Origin of the sequence: Aequorivita sp. H23M31 (assembly GCF_004022485.1) — a bacterium.
GTDB lineage: Bacteria > Bacteroidota > Bacteroidia > Flavobacteriales > Flavobacteriaceae > Aequorivita > Aequorivita ciconiae.
Window position 1 is genome coordinate 2,354,568 of sequence record NZ_CP034951.1, and the last position, 18,418, is coordinate 2,372,985.

15 protein-coding genes are annotated in these 18,418 nt (G+C 37.1%); all 15 read right to left on the reverse strand.

What is annotated here, in order from left to right:
- Positions 1-160 precede the first annotated feature (160 nt).
- The 15 genes from EI546_RS10280 to EI546_RS10350 all read right to left on the reverse strand — a co-directional run bounded on the left by EI546_RS10280 (position 161) and on the right by EI546_RS10350 (position 18,385).
- Positions 161-868, reverse strand: a complete 708-nt coding sequence (locus tag EI546_RS10280) for a hypothetical protein (protein WP_128250457.1) — start codon at positions 866-868, stop codon at positions 161-163.
- A gap of 682 nt (positions 869-1,550) precedes the next feature.
- Positions 1,551-1,997 carry a hypothetical protein gene (locus EI546_RS10285; RefSeq protein ID WP_128250458.1) on the reverse strand — a complete coding sequence of 149 codons (447 nt, stop codon included), beginning with the start codon at positions 1,995-1,997 and terminating at the stop codon, positions 1,551-1,553.
- A gap of 363 nt (positions 1,998-2,360) precedes the next feature.
- Positions 2,361-2,828 carry a PH domain-containing protein gene (locus tag EI546_RS10290; RefSeq protein ID WP_128250459.1) on the reverse strand — a complete coding sequence of 156 codons (468 nt, stop codon included), beginning with the start codon at positions 2,826-2,828 and terminating at the stop codon, positions 2,361-2,363.
- Positions 2,829-2,865: 37 nt separating this feature from the next.
- Positions 2,866-3,507: a tetratricopeptide repeat protein gene (locus tag EI546_RS10295; RefSeq protein ID WP_128250460.1), complete on the reverse strand. Its 642-nt coding sequence runs from the start codon at positions 3,505-3,507 to the stop codon at positions 2,866-2,868.
- A 65-nt stretch (positions 3,508-3,572) separates the two neighbouring features.
- On the reverse strand, positions 3,573-4,352 hold the full coding sequence (locus EI546_RS10300; RefSeq protein WP_128250461.1) for a tetratricopeptide repeat protein: 780 nt from the start codon (positions 4,350-4,352) through the stop codon (positions 3,573-3,575).
- Between the two features lie 599 nt (positions 4,353-4,951).
- A complete protein-coding gene (locus EI546_RS10305) occupies positions 4,952-5,929 on the reverse strand; it encodes a potassium channel family protein (protein ID WP_164905220.1) in 978 nt (325 codons plus the stop codon).
- Between the two features lie 889 nt (positions 5,930-6,818).
- Positions 6,819-10,064, reverse strand: a complete 3,246-nt coding sequence (locus EI546_RS10310; protein WP_128250463.1) for a type I restriction endonuclease subunit R — start codon at positions 10,062-10,064, stop codon at positions 6,819-6,821.
- On the reverse strand, positions 10,061-11,065 hold the full coding sequence (locus EI546_RS10315; RefSeq protein WP_205649733.1) for a virulence RhuM family protein: 1,005 nt from the start codon (positions 11,063-11,065) through the stop codon (positions 10,061-10,063). The genes EI546_RS10310 and EI546_RS10315 overlap by 4 nt, the downstream gene beginning before the upstream one ends.
- Positions 11,066-11,072: 7 nt before the next feature.
- Positions 11,073-12,311: a DUF4917 family protein gene (locus tag EI546_RS10320; protein WP_128250464.1), complete on the reverse strand. Its 1,239-nt coding sequence runs from the start codon at positions 12,309-12,311 to the stop codon at positions 11,073-11,075.
- Between the two features lie 4 nt (positions 12,312-12,315).
- Entirely contained in the window at positions 12,316-13,446 is a 1,131-nt protein-coding gene (locus tag EI546_RS10325; RefSeq protein WP_128250465.1) for a restriction endonuclease subunit S, read from the reverse strand.
- An 80-nt stretch (positions 13,447-13,526) separates the two neighbouring features.
- Positions 13,527-14,306, reverse strand: a complete 780-nt coding sequence (locus EI546_RS10330) for a KilA-N domain-containing protein (protein ID WP_164905221.1) — start codon at positions 14,304-14,306, stop codon at positions 13,527-13,529.
- Between the two features lies 1 nt (position 14,307).
- Complete coding sequence (locus EI546_RS10335; RefSeq protein WP_128250466.1) at positions 14,308-14,514, reverse strand: KilA-N domain-containing protein; 207 nt, start codon at positions 14,512-14,514, stop codon at positions 14,308-14,310.
- The gene (locus EI546_RS10340; RefSeq protein WP_128250467.1) at positions 14,511-16,079 is read right to left on the reverse strand and encodes a type I restriction-modification system subunit M; all 1,569 of its coding nucleotides are present in this window, start codon (positions 16,077-16,079) and stop codon (positions 14,511-14,513) included. Before EI546_RS10340 ends, EI546_RS10335 begins: the two co-directional genes overlap by 4 nt.
- Before the next feature lie 283 nt (positions 16,080-16,362).
- On the reverse strand, positions 16,363-17,433 hold the full coding sequence (locus EI546_RS10345) for a PA0069 family radical SAM protein (RefSeq protein ID WP_128250468.1): 1,071 nt from the start codon (positions 17,431-17,433) through the stop codon (positions 16,363-16,365).
- Between the two features lie 472 nt (positions 17,434-17,905).
- Entirely contained in the window at positions 17,906-18,385 is a 480-nt protein-coding gene (locus EI546_RS10350) for an Hsp20/alpha crystallin family protein (protein ID WP_128250469.1), read from the reverse strand.
- Between the last annotated feature and the right edge of the window lie 33 nt (positions 18,386-18,418).

The window sequence follows — 18,418 nt, forward strand, 5'->3', positions numbered from 1 at the left end:
TATCCCATAGAGATTAGGAATTCAAAATTGAATTGTTTGGGTGGAATGGGTGATTTAAAGAGATTCAAAAACCCTCAAAGAACAACTAAAAAAAGTATTTAAAAGAGCAGGTCCCAAAAGAAATGAATTTTATTTAGGCAAAATATATTTAAAAAATTCTTTAATTCTGATTTTTTATTAGAGGAGTGAGTTCCTTTTTCAGATCTTCGAATTCTTCCCGGTTCATTAACTCTACATCCATAAGTTCCTTAGCTTCCTTTAATTTGGCTATTGCTTCCTCGCGGGTCATTTTTTGGTTCTTTAATAAAATCTCGCCCGATTCTATAGCCAATTCCGTATCCATTACGCTTAAATATTTATAAACGCCAAAAGCCCGACCATTAAGCTCACCCAAAACCAATACTACATAAAGAGGTTTCTTTTTACTGCCCCTATGATATGTTTTAATTTCCTTTACGACAACATTTGTGTTTTTTAAACTCATATCCGCCATATCCTGACTTTCATCGCTCATGGTAGTAACAATAATTCCAAGTCCGGCGGGTTTGCCCATTTTGATAAACTGAAAAGTTTTAGTAGAAGTGCTCCTGGATTCTGCCACCGTTCCCCTAGAGTCCGAGCCGTAACTGTTGGCATAGGTTCTGGTGTTGGTTTCATGAGAAGTGGGAAGACCCAAAACTATAGTATCGCCAACTTTTATAATGTTATTGTTCGCAGTGGTGTATTCTTTTACCGAAGCACCATTTTTTATGGAACTGAAAAAATTGATATCCTGTGTATTGCCATACGTCAATGATGGGATCTCTTCCTGAGCATAAGCACCGATCATTCCCAAAACAAAAACCAATAAAGTAAAGATGTTTTTCATATTTGATAATAATTAATTTGATTATACCAAGCTTATAAGTTGGTAAATTTAATCTAATTAATATTTAATTTAAAACCGTCAACGCGTTTTTGAAAATTTATTGAGATATTTATAGATATCAGTTTTTTACATGAATGTTTTAGGTTGTAACCCTAACTCAGCTACGATTTACAAATTGGGTTTAGACATCTTCTCTTATTTCACCACTTTCTATCTGTTGTATTCCTAAATCATTTAATCTCTCTACTTCTCTATTCTTGAATTCGAAATTATAAATAAAAAAATCATTCTCCGTAATGCCAGCCTTAGAATAAATGTGATTCTTTCTGGAATTTTCACAATGCGTCCTCGGCTCCGCTCGGACATCAGGGAAAAAGATTAAAAAAGGAAAAACCTCCCGGTCATTGAGCGGGGACGAGAAAACACAATGCGTCCTCGGCTCCGCTCGGACTCCGGGAATCGTTAGTAAAAAAGAGAAAAGGTTTTGGTCATCGAGCGGAGCCGGGATGAAGCCTCAATATATCCTCAGTTCCGCTCTGATACCAAGTAAAAATGAAAAAACTAAAACCACAATAAAAAAGACGAGCCGAGAAGAAGCTATCATGGGTTCTCGGCTCGGCTCGCACTATGTGAAAAAGATAATTCTTAATGTGAAATTAATGCGTAGTGATCATCACAATCCCTATTTTAATCTCTTTACACGAATATTTCTACCATTCACATGTAAAATATGGCAATCCCCAACTTTGGCGATAACTACGCTAGGACGGTAGGAATAAAAATATTTAAATTCATATTGATCCTGTTTCCACCATTCTCCGTTTTCTAGCTCAAAAATGGTGTCACCTGACCAACCTCGGAAGTCATTCATGACTTTGCACCTAAATGCAGTTGTTTCCTGAATTTCAGTATAATCGTTTAAACCCTCGGGAACTAAAATTTGTTTTGTTCCATCTGTATAAATTTTTAATACAGGATCGGGCATTTCGCAGTGATGGAATTTATCTTCTGTTTGATAATAAAAAGATCCATCGGTAAGTTCGTAAATTTTTGATTCATTAAAACCTTCAAAATCTCCAACGAGTTGACCGGTTTTTAAAAGTTTCCAATCTTTAAGCATTGTCTCCATGATAATATTTGTTAAATAATTAAAATTCGTTCTAGGGGAGATTTCTTAAAATGTTTCCTTTATTAAAGGAGTTGAGGAGTCAATAAAAGAGGAGAGGAGAATTTTTTATTGAGAAACAAATGTATTGAAAATTTTCAGTATTTCTATTTTTTAATGTTAAAATTTTAACGCTATTTCTTTTTAAGAAGAACCGAAAAAGGAAAAATCGTTGCAATTACCAGAATAATTCGGATAAAACCAACTTCCATATCTTCCTCTTACGAATATAGAAATTCAAATACCAATAATAAATTTTTCATATAGAAGATATTACTATATCTCATTTAACGTAATTAGATGGGCTAATTGCGACTACCGGATTTTCTAGCGCGGTCTTATTTCGCGAACTAATTCGTCGGACTTTTCAGTGCTAAATATGTATTTTTTGCTTTGCGTTGTAATTCCAATCATATTGTTTCTGTCTTTTACAAGACTAATGGAATCATCCATGGTATTACCGATAAAGCCGAAAACCCCTTTACTTCCATAAGTCATTGATAAATTTGAATATCCGAATTTATTCACTTCAACAATTTCAGATTTTGGAATGGATATTTGTCCAATGTTTTTCTTTAGTAGAATCGAATCCTTATCCACTATTATTTTATTTAAGGAGTTCGCGTAAAAATAAATTAAGGTTCCAAGAATTATTGCACCTACTATTAATCCGCCAATAATTCCGTAATCATCATTGGTCATAACAAGAATTACTGCAATCATTATCACTAAAACCAAGGCTCCGCTTGTAGCAATTTTTACAAATAGTGAACTTTTACTTCTATAAACCTTCATTCCTAAGCTTTTATTAAACTGTTATTGTAAAAAGATTTTATGGGGTCTTTTTCAAGTTGGCGATCTTTTTTTCCAATTGCGTGATCTCCTTATAATATGCAAGTGCATTAATCTTTTTAAGATGTTCAATTTCCTTCCTATAATACTTTATTGCGTTTGGTAAATCCTTTTTCAATTCGAAAACCGTAGCCATATCAAAATTATAATCTGAGTGGTATTCTGAGGCTTTTCGGAATTCCAACAACGCCTCGTCATACATTTCTAACTTAACCAATGCCCAACCCGAATATTGAAGCGCTCTTGGGTATTCCTTCCCATTTTTTTTCATTGATTTTTGAAATTTCTTATAAGCTATTTCAAAAGAATCAATCTTATAATATCCTATTCCCTGATATAATTCCAAAAAATATTCATCCGGATATATAGCCATAACCTTGTCGATATATTGAATCGCCAACTTAGGATTAACCTCTAAAAGACTGTCAATTTTAGGCTGGTAACAATATTGATACTGTTCTGCAGCAAGGTAATCTTCATAGGGGACATCAGACTGGTGAGAACGCTTATTTTGCCATATTTCATTATAACCCCAGATATTGACTCCTATCAATCCAATAAAATTTTTACCAATGGCGACCAGAAATACTAGAGCTATTATGTAGACTATTTTTCTTTTCAAAATATATTATGTGTGAAATACGATTCACCTCCGCAATGGTTTCAAACGGGTATTTTAAAAGGTTTTTATATTTCGGCTTTGAACAGATTTACCTTATTTCGCAAAGGTCTTCCCAGTAGTTTTTCCGCTTCCTTTTGTCCGTCCGCTTTTTGTTCGGTGGTCAGCTTATTTTCCAATTCTTGAATTTCTTCTACAATTTGCTGCTGCTGAATATAGGAGAAATCCTTCTTTGATTCATTGAAGATTAGGAACCAATGATAACTTTTAACTAAATCCTTCTCAACATCCGTTCCGTCCCTGTACATATAAGCAAGGTTTAACCTGGCAGAGGTGATGTATCCACTTTTTTGTAAATCTTCCGGCGTTTCAAGCTTTCCAAGACGGATTGCCCACTCCAACATCTTATCAAGGTCTTTGTCAGTTCCCAATCCTTCTTTATAACAATTAATTACATTGTACATACATGTTCCATCTTCATTTTCTGCACATTTCACGGCATACGCAAAGGCCTTATTGAAATCCTGCTTTACACCACTGCCATTTCCATAGGCCATCATCATAGCATATAAACCATCATTCCAACCTTGTTCGGCAGATTTACTATACCATTCCACTGCTTTCTCAGAATCTTGCTCCACTCCAATCCCCGCCTGATAGCAATACCCTAAATTATACTGCGATTCAGCGCTTCCCAACTCCGCTGCCTTTTCTAAAAGCGGAACCGCCTTATCAAATTCCTGGGTTTCTATAAACTTTATTGCTTGTTCATTTAGTTCCGCGGCGTTTTGGCCGAAACTCGTTGAAGAGATAATAGTGAGAAGTAGAAAGATTATAATTTTGTTCATTGTTTCAGTCAATTTTTTTTAGTTTCAAAAGAATTCGGAGGTTGTGCAATCCTTAATAGTTGGTTATTAGATTTTGTTTTTATCGTCCAAATCTTATTCCTTTATAACAGTTATATTAGCTAAGGAATTCATCACATTTTCCAATTCATCGTAGAAATTTACCAATTTAGAAAGATTGACATCTTTAGCGCTTCTAAATTACTCCATATCAAAGTAGTAAATATCGCCCAATTCAAATGTTTATTTTATATGATTCAATTCCCCATTCATAGCCGAGTTAGCTGAATGAATGATTAAATCTTCTCTCATCGAAAGCAAGAATTTGTAGGTGCTAATAATGTTTTCTCTGTAATGATCCATACCTGTAGTTGAGATAATTTTATTATATCTGTTTGAAGATTGAAAAGACCAATATTCTAATGTGGGCAAATTCTCTGGGTTTAAGGAAAGAATTGTGGCCATAGGATTTAACTCAGTTTGATAATTTCCAAATGTGACAATTGTTTTTGAAAAAATCAAAATAAATTAATGAATTGTTGGAAACTTGTAACCTGGGAAAGACTCGAGGAAAAAACAGTGATGTTTCCCGAAACAAATGCTCAAAGCGTTTGCTCCTCAGCTTCATATACATCCTCCCAATCCCATCCCGCACCTTGGAGAGCAGCGTGCAGACTGTGGTCCATTTCGGAATGTGGGGAACAGGTTCGCCCCCACTTTTTCCAAAGTTGTCGTTCGCTAGCAATCTTTAATGGCTTACGTTCGTAATCCTCCTGGTCCTCCAATCCCAAATCCAAATAATAGGAAATAGATTTCCGGAGGCCGTGGATTCTTTTATAATTATCACTGCTTTTGGGAAACTCATTTTGAAGGACCAAAAGAACTTCGTGCAAACGTGCCAATTGCAGTTCGGTGGACGCTCTTTTTTCATCAATTAGAAAATATTGTACCACAGGAAAAAAGATGTAGGCACTGGAGGCAACAATAATCATCTTCCTTATTTGGTGTGCATTTTCCTTTAGTAATTGTGAATTATCTTCAACACTTAAATAATTGTAGAGCTGTTTAACATCCGTACCCATGGAAGAAATGTACAATGCCAGTTGTTTCTTTTGCAATACAGCCTTAACAACAGACAAAAAGTAGGTTAGTGCTGTAGTGAGCAGTATAAAACCCGAAAAAGAGAAAATTCCAGTAAATATTCGATTCAGATTGTTGCCGGGAATAAAGTCGCCATTGCCAAGGGTGGAAACCACATAGCACATAAAGTAAAAGCGATCCAAATAGGAAGCAGGCAGCCCAGTTTGGGCGTTTACCACCATTTCAGGACCGCTTAAGTTGATAAAATAGATTCCGGTTAATAACAACAGCAGCCAAACCACTGTGGTGGCGAGCACATGCACCAATCCCGAATATTTAAACAGCGTTTTGCTTTTATTTTTAAGAACTAAGACCGACAATCCCTTGTTAACAGCCGCAGAGATTTTTCCGAAACCGTTTCCCGAAAGTGTGGTATGGAAAAAGTCGGCAAAGTTGAGGATCAATATGATGGCTCCGGTTATAATTAAAACGGTTTGCATAATGCGCACTGGAAATTACTTTTTTCAGGTATCCGATATTTGGTCACCTCAAATTACAAAAATTCGGAGGAAATTATTTTCTTATGCGATTATTTTCCGATATAAACTGAACCTGATAGAAAGGTAATAACTTTGGATTAAGAAACAAAACCCTTATTGCTTATACAAAGTGTTAGCAACTGGGCATTCTTCTCGCTGATTCAGGAGTTTAATGGCTAAAATAAGTAAATACAAATAGAGGGAAGCAAATACAATTTGTTGTGATAACCCGGGAAAATTCTCTGGAACAAAAGACATTACTATTATCATTACAAAAGGAATTAAAAATGTAATAATCGCTACGGTTTTCTACCCAGCAATTTTTTTCAATTGCCACCATAAAGTTAAAGCACATAATAACCAAAAACACCCGAACCACGTGCACCAATTAAATGTATTATGGTAAACAGAGATTGTTTATTTTCCATATCGGCAGGAAAAATACCTGAAAGGGCCAAAAATAATCCAGTAAGAAATAAAAAGTAAAACGGGTATGATTTCACGAAATTTGAACGGAACTCTTTCAAAAGATTTAACTCGTTTTTTCTTAAATGCCATATAACGTTTGGCTATGCGTAGTGCGGGATTTCAAGACACTTCACTTTCCGTTTAGCAGTTAATTTATTTGATGTAATTACTTTAATATCAGCACTATCACCCGCATTATGTATAGCCATTGTTGTGCGGTCGTACTTTTTTTTCGTTCGTCTGTCAGCGCTGGCAAAGACATACTCTTTTGCAATTTTTGGTTGCAGCGTTGGCTGGTGCGAAACGTAAGTTCACGAATACGAATAATCAAATTCAAAAAACCGTGAGTAATTGCAAATGTGTATGGCTTTTAGCCTTGGCATTATTTCGTTATTACTCTGTTTTTCTTAAAATTCTCTGCTTGTTCAAATATGTCTTTATACACCTCGTCTCTTTCTACTGGCGGATAACCGTGTTCGTCCAAGAGTATTATCAGTCCGACCTTTAAAGCAGATTTGATGTCTTCTCTTTTGCTCCAATCAGGATATTTGGCTTGTGAGTCTACCAAGTCTTTTACTGCCTGGGCTACCACAATCAGTTTGTTCTCTGGATATTTGAAGTCATATTTTATGCACAAGTCTTTCAAAATGTCGTAAAAGGCTTTTTCTTCAAAGTCAATTCCTAATTCGTCTCCTGCGGAAAATTCCTTTTGAACCTCCCAAATTAAGTTGGTTAGATGCTCCGCCATTTCTTCGTACACTTCGCTTCGCAAAACGTCATCTTCTTTTCGCTCGTTGTATCGTTCTACCAAGGTTTGCATTTTCTTAGAGAAGTCAATTCCTTTTACTTTATTGACTTTCTTCATCTCTCCAATGGCTTTGGCTAAAAGCTGCTGAAGCAATTTGATTTTGGTATGTGGTAACTTGATTTTATCAATCTTAGCTAAATAGTCTTCTGAAAAAAGGTCTTGTTCGCTTTGTTTTTCATCTCCAAGTTTGAAGATTCCCTGAACGCCATCACTTTCCAAAGCGTCTTTTATCATTTCCCGAACTTTAGCGTTCATTTGTGCCGTATCGGGTGCACTGCCTTTGGTTAGTTTGAAAACAATGGAACGAACTGCCAAATAGAAGTGAGTATAATCTCTTTCTTTCTGCGTTAAATGTTCACTACCTGCACAAATATCATAAGCTGCTTTCAAGCGTTTTACCAAGCCCATCAATCGGGTTTCCAAGTCTTTGGTCAACTGAACATATTCAGCGGCCATATTCAAAGTATTCAACTGTTCTAAAGTTGTACCATCGAAATATTTTGAACTGTCGAACTTGTGGAAGACTTTGGCTAAAAGGTCTAAATGGTTTCTTACAACAATTAGCGATTCTTGAATGTCTTCAAAGTTTTCTCGTTCGCCTTTGTTGTATTTGGCAAGTGCCATATTCATAGCCTTTTTGATGCCAATGTAATCGACAACTAAGCCTTTGTTTTTGCCTTCAAACTTTCGGTTAACTCTCGAAATGGTTTGAATTAAATTGTGCTGTTGGATAGGTTTGTCAATGTAAATGGAATCCAAGAACGGCACATCAAAACCTGTGAGCCACATATCGACCACAATGGCAATCTTGAAATTGGATTTTTCATTTTTAAACTGCCTGTCTAATTCCTTGCGATACTCTTTTGTGCCGAGTAAGTCGTACATTTCTTTTGGGTCGTCTTTTCCTCTGGTCATTATCATTTTGATACGTTCCATTGGTTTGATTTCCCTTTTGTCCTTATCTGTTAAAACAGCTCCTTCCCTGTCTGCCGTGCCGGCACAGGCAGGTTCGGCAATTCGTATTTCAGACCATTCGGGTCTTAAAGCAATTACATTTTTGTAAAATTCATAGCCGATTTCACGGCTGCTGCATACGAACATTGCCTTTCCTTTAACAGTAGCTCCTTCGTTTACTCTGTTCTCATAGTGTTTTACAAAGTCTTCTGCCAATTTCAGCAAGCGGTCTGGGTCGCCCAAAATGGCGTTCATTGTAGCCGTTGCCTTTTTGCTTTCTTCTATTTGATATTCATTGGCTCCTGCTTCGGCTGCTTCTTCGTAGTATTTTTCAATTTTCTCTAATTCGCTGTTATGCAAGGCAACTTTAGCTGCTCTGCCTTCATAGACTATACGAACTGTGATTTCATCTCTTACCGATTCAGTCATTGTGTAGGCATCAACCACTTTTCCAAAAACATCCAAAGTGGCATCTATTGGCGTTCCTGTAAAACCAACAAAAGTGGCATTAGGTAAAGAATCGTGTAGGTATTTTGCAAAACCGTACGTTTTCTTAACGCCATCCTTAGTGACTTTTACTTTTTGGTCGAGATTGGTCTGACTTCTGTGGGCTTCATCCGAAATGCAAATTACATTGGTTCTTTCGGTGAGTAGTTCGGTGTCTTCGGTAAACTTGTGAATGGTGGTTAAAAATACGCCACCGCTGTTTCTGCCTTGCATCTTGGTCCTCAAATCGGCTCTGCTTTCAACACTTTCTACCGCATTGTCGCCAATGAATTGCTTGGCATTGGTAAATTGCCCTGAAAGTTGGTCGTCCAAATCAGTTCTATCGGTAATGAGCACAATGGTCGGACTTTCAAAATGCTTGCTTTTCATCAACAAACGGGTGAGATAAAGCATTGTAAAACTCTTTCCGCTGCCTGTTGCTCCAAAGTACGTTCCGCCTTTTCCGTCTCCATCTGGCTTCTCTGCTTTTTTGATGTTTTCGTATAAACTGCGTGCTGCGTAATACTGCGGATAGCGACAAACTATTTTCTCGTCTTTTTTGGATGAATCGGGAATGTAAATGAAGTTCTGAATAATATCTCGCAGGCGGTTTTTATGCAGCATTCCCTGAATCAAAGTGAACATACTGTCTATGCCGTCCACGTCTTTTGCCAAACCTGCAATTCTACGCCAAGCATAGTAAAACTCATAAGGGGCAAAGAACGAGCCTGCTTTGTTGTTAACGCCATCACTGATGATGCAAAAGGCATTGTATTTAAACAGCTCGGGAATGTCTCGTTTGTAACGAGTGGTCAGTTGAACAAAAGCATTGTGAATGGTGGTGTTTTCCTGAATGGCTGTTTTAAACTCAAAAACCACCACAGGCAAACCATTGATGTATAAAATTCCGTCTGGAATACGTCTTTCTGTGCCAACAATTTCTAATTGGTTGACAAACTTGTAAATATTGGTATCAGGTGGATATTGTTCTTCAGATTCAGCAGCAATGATGTCTAAATTTTCACTTTGTCTTTGACGGTCTAAACCTGCATAATCAATGAGCGAAATATGTATGTCTTTTTGGTTGCGGTCTTCCCGTTTTAGAATAAAACCGTCTGCCAACCACTGCATTATTTTTTTGTTGCTTTCGTAAAGGTCTGCCGAAGAAAGTGTTTTGAGTTGAAGAATAATGGATTGGGCTTCTGTTTCGGTTAGCTTAGCATTTTGATAGCGAGTGAGCAAGTAGGTTTTTAGGTCTTTTTCAATGATTACTTCACTTTCATCAGTACGCACCAAACTATTGCCCACAAAATGCGGATAGCCTTCATTGCCTAAAAGCTCTATAAATGCTTGCTCTAATTTCGCTTCTGTGAATTTCACTTTTTCGGTTTCTTTAATTTCTTAATATCTTCCTCTAACTCTTTCAAACTGGCTTCTTTTTCAATAGCTTTTTGATGTTGTTTGAATTTTTCATACTCTTCGCCCGATTTTTCTAATGCCATTTGGTGCGAAATTTTTCCTGCGTGGGTCAGCAATTCCCTCCCGTTTAGTTGCAGAATACTGTCCAATCGCTCAATCCAATCTTTCATATACATTGGTGTTTGTTGCTGTGCCATTGTCTCGGCAAATGCCAGATATTGCTCCACCAACAAGCCCAAAAGTTTCATTTCGTCTTCTTCTAAATAGTTTTTGGCAATGCTTACTTCGGCTTTTTTTACCGACATCGCTTGTTTCTTATCATATGAAAGCATTCCCATTAAAGGCAAACTGGCATCCGCTCGTCTGTAAACCAATTCTGCTGCGGTTTGCTGACTGATTGCCAAAAGCAATTTATTTTGCACGATTTTGAAAAACTCCATGGTTTTTTCATCTTTCGGGTCATAGTCGATACTGGTAGCGTAGATGTCTTTGATTTTCTGGTAGAAAAATTTCTCCGAAAGGCGTATTTCCCTAATACGGTTTTGCAGTTCGTTAAAATAGTTCATTGAGCTGCCCGACTTAAAGCGGTCATCATTGAGCGTAAAGCCTTTAATTATATATTCTTTTAATCGCTGGGTTGCCCAAATACGGAATTGTGTACCTTGAACCGACTTTACCCGATAGCCTACTGATATGATAACATCTAAATTGTAGTGGTCTATTTCTCTTTCTACCTCTCTCTTACCTTCTGTTCGAACCTGTCGGAATTTCCGACTAGTTCGATTTTGCTCTAATTCACCTTCTTCGTAAACATTTTGGATATGCTCGGTAATCGTATTCCTTGCTTTGCCAAAAAGTGTAGCCATTTGGTCTTGCGTCAACCAAACGGTTTCTTCCTGCAAGCGAACATCTATTTTGATGTTGCCGTCTGGGTTTTGATATATGAGGATTTCGCTGTTCATAATTCGTTTAACGATGATTTGAACTATAAGAAATTGTATATCTGTCAAAAAGAATGATTTCTTTAGAAGGAAATAATTCTTTCAATTTTTCATTATGAGTGTCCATACTAGATAATGAAGAAGAATAGTAAATTTTACTAACCTCACTTTTGTTGATGTTTTGAAATATGTGATTATCATTTTTGTCTAGTGAACTGCCTATAATGACGACTGCCCCTTTTAGCGTCAGTAACTTATCTAAACTATATTTCAAATATTTGTTTTCATTTATTTCGTCTAGTTTGTTTTTATCAGAAAACACACAGACAATATCTTGACTCTTTGAATCTACGATTTCTTCCAATCTTTCATAAAGTGCTTTGTCTTGTGTTTTGGTAATCTTATAAATACTTTTACCGTCTTTATATATGTGAAATGCACCGTGCAAAAAGAATACATTCTGAATGTATTTATCTATTTGAGGTTTAATCTCAAATAATTGTCCCGAAGTAAAACCATCATTCAAAATTAGTTTTGTTTCATCCGCTTTTAATTCTTCGTATAGTAGGTCTAAATGTTCTTTTCTAAATTTAATGTTTCTTTCTTTGCATATTTCCTTTAACTGTTTTTCAAAATCAGTTTTGCTCAATATTGAAAGAGGTTTATGAATCACTTTGTCACCCTTTTCATCCACCAATTCTTTCGAATATGAATAGTAAATAGTTTTTATTTTTTTATAAGCATCTTCCTCTTTAATATTGATATCATCGATTTTAAACTTTAAAGAATTTTGGAAAGTTAAAGATCTAGTTTCCTCTGCTTTTTTATACTTCATTAAAAGCAAATACAAAAAAGGGTCATAATTAAGTGTAAAAAAATTTGTAAAATTCTTAAATAGAAGTCCAATGTCCTGATTTTCTTTTTTGTAAAGATTCTTTATGCCATCTTTAGCTAAAGCGTAAGCGGCTTTCATAAAATCAGACTTAATTTTATTATTAATGAAGTTTCCTATAAAGTGTTCATCCGGACTATCGGCAGCAATCTGCTCCTTTAAATTTCCTATAATTGCTTCAATGTCATAATTTCCATTTTTAATAGTTAAGCTTTCGTATTCATTGGAATTTTCTTTCATTTTATTAAAAATAGATTCATAGCCTAAATCAACTCCTAAACCTCTATTGAAACCATTAGCTAGTAATAAATGACTTTCGATGTTTTTTATTTCCTCAATTACTTGATTGTATTCTATTAAATTCAAGTTCTTCATATTCCTAACTTTCTACTGTTTCAACTTCCATACTCTCCACAACCCCTTTCATCAACACAGGGCAAAGCGGCTTGATGCTTTCTTTTAATTGTTCGTTGATGCGTTTTCGGGTTTCTAAAGTATGGTAAATGGTTACAATGGCTTTTTGCACTTCAATATCTGGCACAGGAATTTCGATTTCTTGAAACCTTTCCCACTCCAAACTTGCTCGAACACTACTATCACTAATGAACCATCCAAAACGATTAAATTCAGGACGGTAAAACCAAAGCATTAAAAATTCAGGTAAAATCTCTTTATCATCATTTACTTTGAAAACGTGGTATGCAGGTGAAATAATTGCAGGTTCATCATAAGGGTACAGAACAACTCTTACAGTTTCGTCTCTTCCAACTTGCATTGCCGAATATGCAAATTCACCCTTTTCAATCACCTTGTATTTTACAAGATTTGCTTTGGTAGTTTTAGCCTTTGATGGCATAAATACCTTGTCAACATTGATTCCAAGTAGATTTGAAATTTTACCTTCGGCATTTCTATTGTCAACTAATTCAACTAAACTCCCAAGTGGTTTTAAATCTTTTTCTTTCAAAGTGTCCATAAAGGAATTACAAATCAGCTGCAAATCGTCCAAGCTGTTTTCATACACTTTTTGATTGGTATGCAAGCCTTTGTAAAGGGCTACATATTTGCGTTGCTCGTTAAGGTCAGGAATGGGGATTTCTATTTCGCAGAAACGTTCCCAATCCAAACTGGCTCTTACGCTGCTATCACTAATAAACCAACCGTATCTGTCAGATTCAGGGCGTTGAAACCACATCATCATATATTCAGGAATCAATTCGTTTTCATCTTTGCTTTCAATGACTAAATAGGCTGGTGAGATAATAGCAGGTTCATTATCTGTATAAAGTGCAAGCCGAATGGTTTCATCTCTGCCAACTTGCATAGCAGAATAGGCAAATTGCCCTTTTTCTATGATTTTATATTTGGACAAGTCAGTGCCTGAAACATTGGCAACCGAAGGCATAAAGTTCTTTGTAATGTTGATGCCCAAGAGATTTGTAACTTTCAAATCCTTGTTGCGGTTATCCACCAATTGTATGTAATCGCCCAAGCGTTTATAATTCATCATCGGTATTTTTAGGGTTTAACAATTGGGTATGGCCTGCCTGTGCCTTGGCAGACAGGCTTTGCAGTAAAATGCTCATTTGGCTAATGGCGATTTGATTGAGCTTTGCCAATCGTTCGCTTTTGTGGCAAACCATCGTTGATAAACACCGCATTCAGGTTTTCTAAATTGGCTAAGCAAATCAGTTGTGAAGCATTGGCATCATCTCTTATATTTCCTTTTTTATCAGGATTTTCATCTCGCCATTGTTTGGCTGTTTTTCCAAACAAGGCCATATTGAGGATGTCCGCTTCATTCGCATAGACATAAGAAATTTGCTTTTTGCTTAGGTGTTTTGGAATCAGGTTTTCTTTTATGGCATCGGTATGAATGCGGTAGTTGATTTTTGCCAATTCTCGCTTAGCAGACCAACCCAATTGCTTTTGCTCTTCTTCTTTAAGGCGTTGAAACTCTTTAATGACAAAGAGCTTAAACGTTGGATTGATGGCAGAGCAAAATTCCAAGGCAATATCTTTGTGGGCATAGGTGCCTCCATATTTCCCCTTTTTTACTATAAAACCAATTGCATTTGTTTTTTCAATCCATTTCCCGGGACTTAATACAAAACTGGGTAAGCCGGCATTCATTTTAAAGTGGTCAAATTCCACCACTTTAAAGTCTGGATTATACAATTGTTCCCAAGTGCCAATAAATTCTAAGGTGCTTCTGGTTCTAATCCAATTCTTGATAACATCTGCTGCCCTTGAATCATTTTCTTTGGTCTTAGCAATATCCGTTAGCGAAATGAAATCATTTTCTTGAGAATGAAGCACTGTTATAGTGATACCCCTTACTTCAATGGTATTTTTTTTATTTTGAGTCATTCTATGCTGCTAAATTGGTTTTTACGTTTCTAAACCCCTCGAATTCGATGGATTTAAAATTGGGGTTTCGCATCCAATTCCCAATGACCGCACTGTTGTCATCTGTTTTGTGTTTGGCAATATCTGTTAATGAAATATAGTCTTGTTCATTATTGCCAATAACGGTAATTTCATTTCCTTGGACTTCTATTTTTTTCTTCTTGCTCATAACTCGTAGCCCAAGGTTTTAAAAGCGTTAATCAATTGAGCTTGCGATTCTTTTTCTTCTTGCAGCAGGGTTCTAAAATCTTGCTGAATTCGTTTCATCTCGGTGTCAAAGTCAATACCGCTGTCTTTGTCCACAAACTCAATGTATTTGCTTGGCACTAATGAAAAATCGTTGGCTTCCAAATCTTCAAAACTGGCAGATTTGCAAAACTCGGGTACGTCTTTGTAGGTAGTTTCATAATCGGCTTGCTGCCAATTGTGAAAGTTTAGTGCTACTTGCTGTATGTCGTCTTCGGTAAGTTCAATGTATTTTTTCTCGTACTCGCTGCCCCAACGTCTTAAATCCATAAACAGGATTTCGCCTGTGCGGTCTCGGTAGTTTTTCGGCTTCTCTTTTGTGTTATCGATACATTGTTTTTTGTTTTTGTTCAGAATCCAAAGCGTAACGCTAATATCAGTCGTATAAAACGTATTTCGTGGAATGATGATAATGGCTTCAACCAAATCATTTTCAATCAATTTCCTACGAATTTTGTACTCTTCTCCACCGCCTGAAAGTGCACCATTGGCAAGAATAAAACCTGCCACACCATTTTCAGAAAGTTTGCTCACCATATTCAAAATCCAACCGTAGTTGGCATTGCTTTTAGGTGGCACATCATAACCCATCCAACGTGGGTCGTCCAAGAGTTCATTTTCGCCTCGCCAATCTTTCAGGTTAAATGGCGGATTAGCCATAATGTAATCGGCTTTCAGGTCTTTGTGTTGGTCGTTGGAAAAAGTATCTGCGTGTTTGTCGCCAAGATTTGCCGCAATACCACGAATAGCCAAATTCATTTTTGCCAATTTGTAAGTGGTTGGCGTATTTTCTTGTCCGTAAATGGAAACTTCCTTTTTGCTTCCCTGGTGGGCTTCTATGAATTTGATAGACTGCACAAACATTCCGCCTGTTCCACAGCAAGGGTCATAAATGATTCCTTTGTAGGGTTCTATCAATTCTGCCATCAAGTTCACAATGGTTTTAGGCGTATAAAATTCGCCTTTCCCTTTTCCGCTGCTTTCTTTCAAGGCAAACTTGCCCAAGAAATATTCATATACACGTCCAATTACATCTTGTCCGTCATCTTTGAGTGTGTCAATGTCGTTGATGGTGTCGAGTAGGGAAGCGAGTTTGGTTTTGTCCAATGCTAAACGAGAAAAATAATTGTCTGGCAAAGCACCTTTCAGAGCAGGGTTGTTTTTCTCAATAGTATTGAGAGCCGTGTCAATTTTTAAAGAAATATCGTTCTGCTTGGCATTTTTGATGAGGTAGCTCCACCGAGAAATTTCTTCCAAGTAGAACACATTTTTCATAGCGTAGAAATCTTTCATTTCCACGTATTTTTCTTTGCCTTCAGCAATCAGTTCTTTTCTGCGTTGTTCAAATTTGTCGCTGGCGAATTTCAGGAAAATCAGTCCGAGAACTACGTGTTTATATTCGGCAGGCTCTACCGAACCTCTCAACTTGTCGCAGGATTGCCACAAGGTTTCTTCAATCGCTTTTTCCTTTACTTTCTGTTTGGCCATTTATTTTAAGTTCTTTTTTATCGTTTTCAAATTTAGGTTATTCTGTCCGAGCGTTGGCAAAAAACAGCTCTTTTGGCTTCTTGAGCGTTTGCCTGTGTGTTGGCAAAAACCAAATGTGCTGTTTGTGCGTTGGCTTTTTTGAATGCCGCACAACTCCCAAATGTGCGCAATAGTTTTATAAAATCAAAAATACTTGAAAGGAAAGTTAATTCTTTACGGTAAAGCGTAAAGAGCTAAAGCTAGTATTTCTAAAAATTCAATTAAAGAAAGGCTGGAGAGAGAATCAAAACATCCTAAGTTGCGGATCCTTCAACTGGATAAAATGGGACCTATCCAATACTGGCATCGTCCTTTGGGAAAGATATTTGTTTTTCGCAATAGCCATGGTATCTTTTACCTGCTGGGCGATGGTGCCCTCACCCCGCATTCTTCTGCCCCAATTACTGTCGTTGAGCTTGCCGCCATGACATTCGGCGATTTGGTTTAGGATGCGTTCGGCTCGGTCTGGAATGGTTTTGTGTGCCCAATCCTTGAAGATTTCGGCCACTTGTCCGTTTAAGCGGACCATAGTGTAGGCAACATCGCGAGCGCCGAGTTCTGCAACGGTTTTCACCAAGGGGAGAATTTCATGACTGTTTAAAGATGGAATAATCGGCGCCATCATTACCCGAACCGGGATTCCGTTTTCGGAAAGGGTTTCTACCGCCTTTAGTCGCTGCTTGATAGTTGCGGTTCTGGGTTCCAACAATCGTCGGGTATCTTCAGAGAGGGAAGTAATGGAAATGTTTACCGTGATGGTATTGAATTTTGCCATTTCCTTTAAAATATCCAGATCGCGGAGAATTAAAGAGTTTTTGGTAATGATTCCTGTGGGATGTTTCCACTTAAACATTACTTCCAGACATTTCCGGGTGATTTCCAATTTGCGTTCCAAAGGTTGGTAGCAATCCGTATTTCCGGAAAAGACGATAGTTTTTCCCTGCCAATTTTTGGAGGTTATTTTTTCTTCAAGAAGCTTGGGAGCATTTTTTTTATAGAGGATATTTCGCTCAAAATCCAATCCTGCACCATAACCCCAATATTCGTGGCTATTGCGGGCGTAACAATAAACACATCCGTGTTCGCAGCCTTGATAAGGATTGGCGGAATACATCATTCCCACATCGGGACTGTCCACCTTGTTGACAAAGGTTTTGGGAAACACTTCAAGGTATTTGGTATTATTTTTGTCAGCTTCTTCTCCTTCCGCCTCACAGAAATTGAGGTAATCATCCAACACTTCATGCTCATTTTCGGCGAAACGATTATGAACATTTTTTTGGGCACCGCGGCCTTTTAATACGTTATCGGGCATTTATGGAATTGGATATTGGGAATTCTCAAAATTAATTGATTTTTGGATTAATTCCAAATTAAGGTGGAATAAATCCATCTATCCAGTTTGTGATTTTGAATTAAATTTCCCACAATGTCAGTCTGAGCGCAGTCGAAGATCATTTGCAACCTGCGCTTCGACACTTTACAACCCGCCCTTCGACCCTTCGACACGCTCAGGACAGGCAGGGTCAGCGTGACATAAATTTTTATCAGTTAATATTTAAATTAAATCATTCTTGTCAGTCTGAGCTTGTTGAAGATCTTTCGCAGACCACGCTTCGACCCTTCGACACGCTCAGGACAGGCAAGCTCAGCATGACACAGTTTTTACATTTAAATTTTGTTATTCTCTCATAAGACTACAGGAGTGAACAGTCTAAAAAAATATTTAAGAATAAAAAAAGGAGCCGTTCCCGACTCCCTCAATAAATTCAAACTTTCTTTACCGTTTAGGATATCTTAATATTTCTAGGCGGTTTTTGTTTTGCCTCTTCTCGTTTTGGAAGTTGTAGGCTCAAAATTCCGTCCTGATATTCCGCTTTTATTTTATCCTCTTCAACTGTTTCTGGCAGGCTGAAACTTCTTTTAAAGGAAGAGTATCCAAATTCGCGTCGGGTGTAATTATCTTCTTTTGTTTCCTGCTCTTCCCTAGTTTCGTTGGAGATTATGAGCATCTTATTATCCAATTCGATATTGAAATCGGATTTCTTCATCCCAGGTACAGCCATTTCAACAAAATAGGCATCTGCGGTTTCGCGGATATTGACTTTGGGAAGTGTAATTCCGGCATTAAAATTCTGCGAAAAGGCTGGCCAATCGCGGTTAAAGAATTCATCTATCCAAGAGGAAAAAGTTGGAACATTAGACTGTCGATCGGAGGTTGTTCGTGTCAAACCTCCATTTTTCGGAACATTCATTAGTGTGTTCATAATAAATCAAGATTTAAGTTAAACATTTTTTCT